Source organism: Mesorhizobium sp. M7A.F.Ca.AU.001.01.1.1 (assembly GCF_004022735.1).
GTDB classification, from domain to species: domain Bacteria; phylum Pseudomonadota; class Alphaproteobacteria; order Rhizobiales; family Rhizobiaceae; genus Mesorhizobium; species Mesorhizobium ciceri.
In genome coordinates this window covers 1-7494 of record NZ_RZPF01000282.1, presented here as the reverse complement: position 1 = coordinate 7494, position 7494 = coordinate 1, and the positions used below count along the sequence as shown (strand labels likewise).

General features: G+C 64.4%; 5 protein-coding genes. 4 read left to right on the top strand and 1 reads right to left on the bottom strand.

The window, feature by feature from the left end:
• On the bottom strand, window positions 1-1826 hold a 1826-nt coding region (locus EN884_RS18250), incomplete at its 3' end, for a mechanosensitive ion channel family protein (RefSeq protein ID WP_164895043.1).
• A gap of 240 nt (window positions 1827-2066) precedes the next feature.
• On the opposite strand from EN884_RS18250, the gene EN884_RS18245 reads away from it, so the two are divergent.
• Genes EN884_RS18245 through EN884_RS18230 form a run of 4 tightly spaced genes read left to right on the top strand, consistent with a single transcriptional unit; the run spans window position 2067 to window position 7210 of the window.
• Window positions 2067-3326 carry a sarcosine oxidase subunit beta gene (locus tag EN884_RS18245; protein WP_063170258.1) on the top strand — a complete coding sequence of 420 codons (1260 nt, stop codon included), beginning with the start codon at window positions 2067-2069 and terminating at the stop codon, window positions 3324-3326.
• Window positions 3327-3343: 17 nt separating this feature from the next.
• The gene (locus EN884_RS18240; RefSeq protein ID WP_027160522.1) at window positions 3344-3640 is read left to right on the top strand and encodes a sarcosine oxidase subunit delta; all 297 of its coding nucleotides are present in this window, start codon (window positions 3344-3346) and stop codon (window positions 3638-3640) included.
• Window positions 3637-6630, top strand: coding sequence for a sarcosine oxidase subunit alpha (locus EN884_RS18235; protein WP_128360661.1), 2994 nt, complete (start codon window positions 3637-3639; stop codon window positions 6628-6630). Before EN884_RS18240 ends, EN884_RS18235 begins: the two co-directional genes overlap by 4 nt.
• Window positions 6623-7210, top strand: a complete 588-nt coding sequence (locus tag EN884_RS18230) for a sarcosine oxidase subunit gamma (RefSeq protein ID WP_013531140.1) — start codon at window positions 6623-6625, stop codon at window positions 7208-7210. The genes EN884_RS18235 and EN884_RS18230 overlap by 8 nt, the downstream gene beginning before the upstream one ends.
• Window positions 7211-7494: the final 284 nt, after the last annotated feature.

The following is a 7494-nucleotide window of genomic DNA, read 5'->3' as shown; positions in this document are numbered from 1 at the left end:
ATACCGAGGGAAAGAGCGCCGGCGACCAGTGCCAGGCTGGACAGGTCGATGCCCGCCGCCGAGATGCCGACCAGTGCCGCCAGCGCGACGCCGGCATAGCCGACCGCCAGCCTGATCGAGTTGCGCACGCCGGTATCGACCTTGCCACGCGCCATGACCGAGCCGTCGAGCCAGCCCTGGAACCACCGCGTCAGGAAATAGCCTATGACGAAGACGACGATGCCGGAGAGGATGCCGGTGACCGAGATCGTCACCGAGCCGATGTTGATCCCGGTTGCGAGCTTGTAGGCCCAAGCCTGGATATCGCCGGGCTGGAAACCCCACATCAGCAGGATCAGCGGCAGGAACACCAGCACGATCATCACATTGATGGCAACGCTGACGACAAGGCCGAGCTGGTCGAGGGCCGTATCCTCGTAGCTGGAATTGGCCGACAGCCAGCGCCCGACGGAGGTGTTGGCGAAAGCACCCTCCTCGCCGATCGCCTGCGCCGACAGGAAGCCGATATAGGCGGTGATCAAGGCTGTGCCGGTGACGACGACCTGCAGCGAAACGAACAGCGCAAGGCCGATATAGCCGAGCAAGGCGGCTATGATGGTGAATAGGCCAAGGCCCAGCGACAGGTAGCGCAGCCATGCCGGCCAGGGCCGCCAGCTTCCGTCGCGCGCCTTGAACGGCCTCAGCATCGCCATCAGGATCAGGATGATGCCGACGATGATGGTGGCGACAAAACTGCGGGCGATGGTCAGCGACAGCGGCGAACCCATCTTGTCGTTGATCACCGACAGGAAGGTGTTGACGCTGATGACCACGGCCATGGCGGTGGCCAGGCGCACCAGCCAGCGCGCCGGCCCGGTTTCGACCGGGATCAGGCGCCAGTTCGGCAGCCGCGGTTCCAGCGCCGCATTGGTCAGCCGGTTGACGCAGAACACCACGCCGATGACGGTCGCCAGCGCGTTGAGGAAGAGCCCAATGTCGCCGCGCAACACATTGTAATAATTGAAAAAGAAAATCGTCGATCCAAGAAAGGCGGCAACCGCCAGCGTCGGCAGCAAGGTCGACCAGAAGGCCACCGAAAGGCGGCTGAGATAGGATGGGTCCTCATTGGTGGGGTCGGCTTCGAACACCCGCCCGAACAGACGCCTGCCGCCAACCAGCAGCACCAGCGCCAGCCCGAGCGCCACGAAGGTTGCCGCCAGGATCGCCTGGAACTTGAACTTGAAGGCAAAGCTCAACCAGGACGACACCGCCTTGTAGAGATTGCCGAACTCGTCGCGGGCGTCGGAAAACACCTGCGGGCTCAGCGCATCCGACAGCACGTAGCGCTTGGTCAAAAGATTGCGGAACAGCTCGCTGCGCATATTGCCGATCTTGTCGATCAGCCCGCTGATGCGGATCGACAGGTTCTGTGCGCTGGCAACGACCGCGTTGATCTCGGCCTTTTCCGATGCAAGCGCCTGACGCTCGCCCGTCACGATGTCGGGCTCCTGCGGCTGGCCCGCCGCCGGTGGAGGACCCAGCACCTCGATGCGATTGTTGATCTCGGTGAGCCGCGAGCGGAATACCAGCGCACTGGTGAGTGCCGCCCGCGACAGGTCCTCCAGCTGCAGACGGATCTCCACGAGTGAGGCATCGTCCTCACCGTCCTGCTGTATCTTCTTCTCGAGATCGTCCGTCTTGGCCGTTAGATCCTGGATGACCTTTTGCTGATCGGTGACCAAACCGGCCGAGCCCTGGCCGAGCGCTTGCGCCATCGCCTCAAACGAAAGCGGCGCCGAAACGACCAGCGTGAGTACCAGGATGAGACGAAGCAATCGGAAAAGCATGATTTGTTGGCGACTCATCGGCGGCAAAGGCAATTTGAAAGCCTGTCCTTGATAAAGACGGCCCTATCATGGGGCAAGCCGTCGTATCGCGAGCCCATCCGATCATTGGCCCCAACCGATCACTCACGCCGAGTGATCCCATCCCGGGCGTCGGCCAGTCGAAAGGCGATGGCGCAATATTGGCTTTGCGGATGCGGCCTGCTCTATAGTCTGCCGCATCGCCCGAACCGGATGACATCAATGGCAGAGTACTCGGCCTTTTCGCTGCTCGCGAACGCGCTCAAGGGAAACAAGGATTGGAAGCCGGCATGGCGCAAGCCTGACCCGAAGGCGTCCTATGACGTCATCATCATCGGTGGCGGCGGTCATGGGCTGGCGACCGCCTATTATCTTGCCAAGGAACACGGCATCACCAATGTCGCCGTTGTGGAAAAGGGCTGGCTCGGTTCCGGCAATGTCGGCCGCAACACCACGGCCGTGCGCTCGAATTATCTGCTGCCTGCCAACACCCGCTTCTACGAACACTCGATGAAGCTGTGGGAGAACCTGTCGCACGAGCTCAACTACAATGTCATGTTCTCGCAGCGCGGCTGCCTGAACCTGGCGCACACGCCGGCCCAGTTCGACGACTATGCAAGGCGCGGCAACGCCATGCGCCATCTCGGCGTCGATGCCGAACTGATGACGAAGGCTGAGATCAAACGCCTGATTCCGGCGCTCGATATCTCCGACAGCGCTCGCTTCCCGGTGGTCGGCGGCCTGATGCAGCGCCGCGCCGGCACCGCCCGCCACGATGCGGTGGCCTGGGGCTATGCGCGCGGCGCCGACAGGCGCGGCGTCGACATCATCGAAAATTGCGAGGTCACCGGCTTCCTGCGCGACGGCGACCGCATATCAGGCGTCACCACTTCGCGCGGCGACATCCGCGCCAGGAAGGTGGCCGTGGCGGTCGCCGGCAGCACCGGACGCGTCATGCAGATGGCCGGCATCGAGACGATGCCGATCGAGAGCCATGTGCTGCAGGCCTTCGTCACGGAATCGCTGAAGCCCTTCATCGACACGGTCGTCACCTTCGGCATGGGCCATTTCTACATGTCGCAGTCGGACAAGGGCGGCCTCATCTATGGCGGCGACATCGACGGCTACAACAGCTACGCCCAGCGCGGCAATCTGCCTGTCGTCGACGAGGTGATGAGTGAAATGCTGGCGTTGTTTCCGGGACTCGCGCGCGTGCGCATGCTGCGCTCCTGGGGCGGTGTTTGCGATATGTCGATGGACGGCTCGCCGATCATCACCGCCGGCCCCCTGCCTGGCATGTATCTCAACTGCGGCTGGTGCTATGGCGGCTTCAAGGCGACGCCGGCTTCCGGCTGGTGCTTCGCCTGGACCATCGCCAAGGACCAGCCGCACGACCTCAACGCGCCCTTCACGCTCGACCGCTTCCACCGCGGGCTGGTGATCGACGACAAGGGCCAGGGTGCAAACCCGCGGCTGCATTAGGCAATAGGTAGAGTCCAATGTTGATCACTTGCCCCTATTGCGGCCCGCGCGACGTCATCGAGTTCACCTATCAGGGTGACGGCAATCGTGAGCGTCCCGACCCCGCCTCGCAGAATTTCGAGGCGTGGAACGCCTATGTCTATGACCGGCTGAATCCGGCCGGCGACCACAATGAGATCTGGCAACATTCCGGCGGCTGCCGCGCGCATCTCAAGGTCGTGCGCAACACGCTGACGCATGAGATTTCCAGCGTTGCCTTTGCGCGGGGCGATCATGGGCCGGCCGCGCGCCGCAAGGCGGAGGACAAGGCATGAGCCCGCGCCGTGCCGACACCGGCGGCCGCATCGACCGGCTGAAAACCATCCGCTTCACCTTCGATGGCACGGCCTACACCGGCCATGCCGGCGACACGCTGGCGTCAGCCCTGCTGGCCAAGGGCGTCACGTTGTACGGGCGTTCGTTCAAATACCATCGCCCACGCGGCCTGCTCACCGCAGGCGTCGAGGAACCCAACGCGCTTGTGACGGTGCTGAAGGGCGAGGTTCGCGAGCCCAACATTCCAGCGACCATGGTCGAGATCCATGACGGGCTGGTTGCCATCAGCCAGAACCGCTTTCCCTCGCTTGCCTGGGACATCAACGCCGTCAACCAGCTCGGCGGCAAGATCCTGTCGGCCGGGTTCTACTACAAGACCTTCATGGGACCGGTGTTCGGCCCGCTCAAGGGCACGCGTTTCTGGATGTTCTGCGAACACTTCATCCGCCGCGCAGCCGGTCTCGGCAGTGCCGGATCGGCGAAAGACCCGGCCCGCTACGAACGCATGAACGCCTTTTGCGACGTGCTGGTCGTCGGCTCGGGGCCGGCCGGCCTGATGGCCACCAAGGCCGCCGCCGATCAGGGTGCGCGCGTCATGCTGGCCGATCTCGAGCCGCATTTCGGCGGTTCGGCCAACTGGTCCGAGGAAACGATCGATGGCGCGCCTGCCGCCGATTGGGCGCGGCGCACCGTCGCCCAGCTCGCAGGCCGCGACAATGTCCGGCTTCTGCCGCGCACCACGGTGTGGGGTTACTACGACAACAACACGCTTGCGGCGCTCGAACGGGTCAGCGACCACAAGGAGCACCCCGGCAAGGGCGAGCCGCGCCATCGCTATTGGGCGATCCGCGCCAAATCCGTGGGCCTGGCCACTGGTGCGTTCGAGCGGCCGCTCATCTTCCCCGGCAATGACCGGCCAGGCGTGATGCTGGCGCATGCCGCCGAGCGCTATGCCAACGAATTCGGCGTGCTGCCGGGCGAGCGGATCGCGTTGTTCACCAACAATGACAGCGCCTATCGGGCGGCTGTCGCCTTGAAGAAGGCCGGCGCCGCGGTCGTCGCCATCGCCGATGTCAGGCCGGAACTTTCGCCGGAGATGCGCAAGCTGGCCGCGGAAGCCGAGGCAGAGATCTTTGCCGGCCATGCCGTCGTCGCCACCGAAGGCGGCAAGGCGCTGTCCGGCCTCAAGCTGCAGCGCTTCGACATGGCCAATGGGGCACTCATCGGTGATGCACGCAGTATCCATGCCGATTGCCTGCTGATGTCCGGCGGCTGGTCGCCGACCATCCATCTGGCCAGCCAGGCCGGCGCCAAGGCGGAATGGAACGCCGCGCGGCAAGCTTTCCTGCCGCCAGAGCCGACACAGAGCTGGATCGGCGCAGGCGCCTTCACCGGAAGCTTCTCGACGGCCGAAGCCATCGCCGAAGGCCGCGCCGCCGGCCTCGCCGCCGCAGGCGGGCAGAGCACACCGTCCATGCTGCCGACCGTCGAAGCAGTGCCTGGCGATCCCGACCCCGCCCCGGTGTTCGAGATCAGGGCCAAGGGCAAGAGCTTTGTCGATTTCCAGCATGACGTAACGGCCGAGGACGTGCGGCTGGCTCACCGGGAAGGCTTTGTCTCGGTCGAGCATCTCAAGCGCTACACCACGCTCGGCATGGCGACCGACCAGGGCAAGAGCTCCAACGTGCCTGGCCTTGCCATCATGGCCGAGGCGCTGGGCAAGCCGATCCCCGAGGTCGGCACGACACGCTTCCGGCCGCCCTTTGCTCCGGTGTCGATCGGCTCGCTGGCTGCCGAGCGTTTTGGCGACCTGAAGCCAGAACGATTGACGCCGATGCATGACTGGCATCTGGCCAATGGCGCGACGATGTATTCCGCCGGCCTCTGGTACCGGCCGATGATCTATGGGCTTTCAGGCGAAACGGTCGAGCAGGCCTATGTGCGCGAAGCCAAGGCGACGCGCGAAAGCGCCGGCATCGTCGATGTCTCGACACTGGGTAAGATCGCGGTGCAAGGCCCTGATGCCGCCGCATTCCTCGACCGCGTCTACACCAACATGTTTTCGACGCTGGCCGTCGGCAAGGCCCGCTACGGGCTGATGCTGCGCGAGGACGGCCTCGCCTTCGACGATGGCACCACCTGGCGGCTCGGCGAGCAGGATTTTCTGATGACCACCACCACGGCCAACGCCGGCAAGGTGATGCAGCATCTGGAATATTTCCTCGACGTGATCTGGCCGGAGCTGAAAGTCCACGTCACCTCGGTGACAGACGAATGGGCAGGTGCCGCGATCGGCGGCCCGAAGGCCAGGCAGATCCTCGCCGCCTGTGTCACCGGCACGTCGGTCGACAACGCCACCTTGCCCTTCATGGGCATCGTGCGCGGCGAAATATCAGGCGTGCCGGTGATGATCTGCCGGCTGTCCTTCTCCGGTGAAATGGCCTTCGAGGTCTATTCCGGCGCCGGCCATGGCACCCATGTCTGGAAAGCGCTTGTCGAAGCCGGCAAGCCGTTCGGGCTGGTCACCTACGGTCTTGAGGCATTGGGCACCATGCGCATCGAAAAGGGCCATGTCACCGGCGCCGAGATCGACGGCCGCACCACGGCGCGCGACCTGCATCTCGACTGGATGCTGTCGAAGAAGAAGCCGTTCATCGGCTCGGCGATGATGGACCGCGAAGGCTTGATCGCATCGGACCGCCTCGAACTGGTCGGCCTGATCGCTCTCGATAACCGGCCGCTCAACGGTGGCGCCCACATCGTCGAGGAGGTTGACGAAGCCAATCCGCACGACTCCATCGGCCATATCACCGCCTGCTGCTATTCGCCGGCGCTCGGCAGACATATCGCGCTGGCGCTGGTCGAGGGCGGCAAGGCACGGCACGGCACGCGCGCCCACGTCTCCGATCCCTTGCGCAACCGGTTCGGACCGGTCGAGATCGTCTCCAACCACTTCTTCGATCCGGACGGGAGCCGCATGCATGGTTGAGCACCAATCCCCGCTTGAGCCGGAATTTCACGTCGGCTCGCACGGCAATTTCGAGCATGGCGTCGAGATCATCCTGACCGAGACGAGGCCGGGCTCGATCGTGCAACTCGCCGCCTGGCCCGGCGAGGAGAAGAGGCTGATCGCAGCCATCCGCACCGTCACCGGGCTGGCGCTTCCCGATGGCGCCGGCGGCGGAGTGAGCGACGGGGTCAAGTCAGTGTTCGGCTTCGCGCCGGGAAAGTTCACCGTTGCCGACGAGGCCGAAGGGCTGGCCGCTGCCTTTGCCAAGGTGGTGACCTCGGCCATCGGCACGGTGACCGATCTCTCGCACGGCCGCACCGCCATCCGCATTGCCGGGCCGAAGGCCGAATGGGTGCTGGCGAAATTCTTCGCCATCGACTTTTCGCTGCCGGCCTTTCCCAATGGCGCCGGCCGCTCGACCGCTCATCACGACGTCTTCGCCCAGATCCAGCGCACCGGCGCCGACCAGTTCGACATCTATGTCTTCCGCTCGTTTGCACGCTCGTTCTGGAAGGCGCTCTGCCACGCCAGCGAGGAAGTCGGCTACGAGGTGCAATAGGCGGCGCCGAAAGGTCGCATCGCTCCTGCTTCTGGCATCAACGCCAGCCGTTTCTGCCGCTAGAGACTCAGGCCGCAGGCGCCCATGGTGCGAAAATGCGGCCGCCCAACCGGCCCAGGGATATGAAATCCCTTCTTCAAGAGTCGGCACATTCGTTTGGTTCGAACATCTCCATGACCGCAGAACTATCCGCCGGCGCCACGGATCGCGCCGATGTGCCGGCCAGAGCCTTGCTCCTGCTGCCGCTGACGGTCGCCTGCGGCGTGTTCATGACCAGCCTCGAC

What these genes read in the sequence shown, in the direction of transcription:
- EN884_RS18245 (WP_063170258.1), top strand. Translation starts at nt 2,067, where the DNA reads ATGGCAGAGTACTCGGCCTTTTCGCTGCTCGCGAACGCGCTCAAGGGA.
- EN884_RS18240 (WP_027160522.1), top strand. Translation starts at nt 3,344, where the DNA reads ATGTTGATCACTTGCCCCTATTGCGGCCCGCGCGACGTCATCGAGTTC.
- EN884_RS18230 (WP_013531140.1), top strand. Translation starts at nt 6,623, where the DNA reads ATGGTTGAGCACCAATCCCCGCTTGAGCCGGAATTTCACGTCGGCTCG.
- EN884_RS18235 (WP_128360661.1), top strand. Translation starts at nt 3,637, where the DNA reads ATGAGCCCGCGCCGTGCCGACACCGGCGGCCGCATCGACCGGCTGAAA.